Below are 2,447 nucleotides of genomic sequence, written 5' to 3' on the forward strand. Positions count from 1 at the left end.
ACGGCGCTCAACTCGCCGTGCGCGGCGGGGCGGTGCGCGGCGCGCTCGGCGGCCCGCCGTGGCGCTCCGCGCACGGGCGCCCACGCCGTGGAGTGACCATCCGACCAATCGCTCGTTCTTCTCCACGTGCGTTCCCACGATGCCGTCACCTCCCCCGCAGGCCCCGCCGCGCCCGGTTCCCCCACCGACTCCGCCGATCCGCTCTCCGCGATCGGCGTGGACCGGGCGGAGGCCGCGCTCGTCGAGCACTACCCGCGCCTGGTACGCCTCGCGTACCTGATCCTCTCGCCCTCGCTCGGCCGCAACCGCCGTGTACTGACGGCACACGCGATCGTCCAGCGGTCGCTGCCTCGCGGGCGTGACAAGGACGCGCAGGCGCTGCTGCCCGCGCCGCGCCGCACGGCTGCGGGCGAGGCGAACGAGGCCGGCGTCCAGGACCCGGCGTACGCGCTGCTGCGCGTCCGTGTCGTGCGCCAGGCGCTCGACACGGAGCTGCCGCTGCTGCGGTTCGCCCTGCCCAAGCGGGCCCAGCTTCCGCCGGCGCTCCCCCGCGTGTGGGGTCTGCGGCTCTTCCCCCGGCAGGGCGGCGCGGGCGAACTCGCCCTGGACCAGCGGCTCGCGAAGATGACGGCGCCCGTACGCGCCGCGGTCGTGCTGCGCGGCCTCGATCGGCTGCCCGACCCTGAGGTGCGGCGCGTCCTGTCCGCCGCCGGCGCCGGGGACCCCGCCGCCGCGATCTGGGAGGCGGACCGCACGACCGGGCAGGAGCGGGGCGCGGGAACGGGAACGGGAGCGGGCGCCGGTGCGCGCGGCACCGCGGGCGCCGGCGCGGTCCCGCTCGACCTGTCGCTGCTGCGCTCCCCCGAGTTCGACCCGTGCGCGCTCCAGGTGCGCCCCACCGACCTGGTGCGCCGTCGCCAGCACGGCAAGGCGGCGCTCGCCGCGGTCGCCGCGCTGGCCGTGTGCGGCGCGCTCTTCGGCCTCCCGGGCAGCGGCTGGGGCCCGGACGGGCCCGCGGCGCCCTCGTACGCGCTCAACCCCGCGTCGCAGGCGGCCCTGGACCCGGCGAAGGTGGTCAAGGTCGCCCCCACCGTGTGGCACCACGCGAGCCGCACGGACTACTCGGTGTGGCCCGCCCGTGGCCCACTCGTCAAGGACAAGGAACTGCTGCGCAGGGCGCTCGCGGTGTGGGCGCGACCGGGTTCCTCGGTCCAGGTGTCGACCACGCCGGGCACCCCGTCGGGCCCGCCGATGGGCCCGCCGCAACTGCTCTACGCGGGCACGGTGGACCGGGCGCGTGTGGTGCTGTTCTACGACGGCCTGCGGGTGGTGCGCTACGCCGAGCCCGTCCAGGGCACGTCGGCGGCGGCGATCGACTTCGCGCGTGTGGACGCGGCGGACGGCGCCACGTCGGACGCGGTCGTCGTGGACCGCTCCGACGGCAACGTCCGCTATCTGACGGCCCCGTGGGTTACCTCGACTAGGGTGCGCGACCTGCTGACGCCCGACGCGTCCGCGCTGCCGCTGCACCGCGACGCGGACGGCGTGACGGGCTCGCTGCGCAGCCCGGCCCTGGCCAGCACGTGCACATCGTGGGACACCCTGGACGTACGGGACGGCGCCGGCGATCAGCGGCTGCTGACGGACCTCGGCGAACTGGTCCCGGCGCGACTCACTTCGGGGTCGCCGAAGTCGCCGAAGGACGTCACCTCGGAGTCGGACCGGGCGTCCTGGGCGCGCACGGCGTGCCTGCTGCCGACCATGCGCGGGCACGGTGTGAAGTCGGTCAACTCCTGGAAGTACGCGCAGCAGGCGCTGCCGGAGGGCGAGGGCACGGCGGCGTGGGTGTGCACGCGCGGCGAGACCTGGCGCGGCGCGGACAGCAGGGTGATGGCGCAGTTCCAGCCGCCGGTGGCCACGGGCAAGGACGGCAGCCCCGACGGCAACCCCGGCGCCATCGCGGCAAGCGCCACGAACACACCCGCGTGCGGGGCCAAGTCGCCCGACGTGCTGGCGGGCGCGCTGTGGAAGTCGAAGTCCGGCGACTGGTTCCTGCTGGGCGCCGGCAGCGACCGGGTGGCGTCGCTCAAGGCGACGGGCGACGTGAAGGCATCGGTGCGGGGCCGCCTGATGGCCCTGCCCGCGAAGCAGACGACAAAGGCGGGCCTGAAGGGCACGCTGAACGACGGCCACACACTGACGCCCCTGCACTGACGCCGCGCCACCGGGTCGCGCGCGGCCGGGTGGCGCCGTCCGGGCTCGCACTTGCGGGCGCCGGGACAGGTGGTGGCGCGGCCGCAGGCGCAGGCCCCCGGCCGCGCCGGCGTCTTGGCGAACGCCCGCGTCCGGGCCCGCCGGGGCCGCGTGGGGGTGGGCCGCCCCGGTGAGCGCCTGCACCGCGCCGAGCAGCGGAGCGCGGGCGAGGTCGGCGAAGACCAGGCAGAGGG

At 76.6% G+C, this 2,447-nt stretch carries 1 protein-coding gene; it reads left to right on the forward strand.

Going from position 1 to position 2,447, the window contains the following annotated elements:
- Positions 1-126: 126 nt before the first annotated feature.
- Positions 127-2,214 carry a hypothetical protein gene (locus JFN87_RS32885; RefSeq protein WP_209346142.1) on the forward strand — a complete coding sequence of 696 codons (2,088 nt, stop codon included), beginning with the start codon at positions 127-129 and terminating at the stop codon, positions 2,212-2,214.
- The last annotated feature ends 233 nt before the right edge of the window (positions 2,215-2,447 follow it).

This window comes from Streptomyces montanisoli, from assembly GCF_017813245.1.
GTDB lineage: Bacteria > Actinomycetota > Actinomycetes > Streptomycetales > Streptomycetaceae > Streptomyces > Streptomyces montanisoli.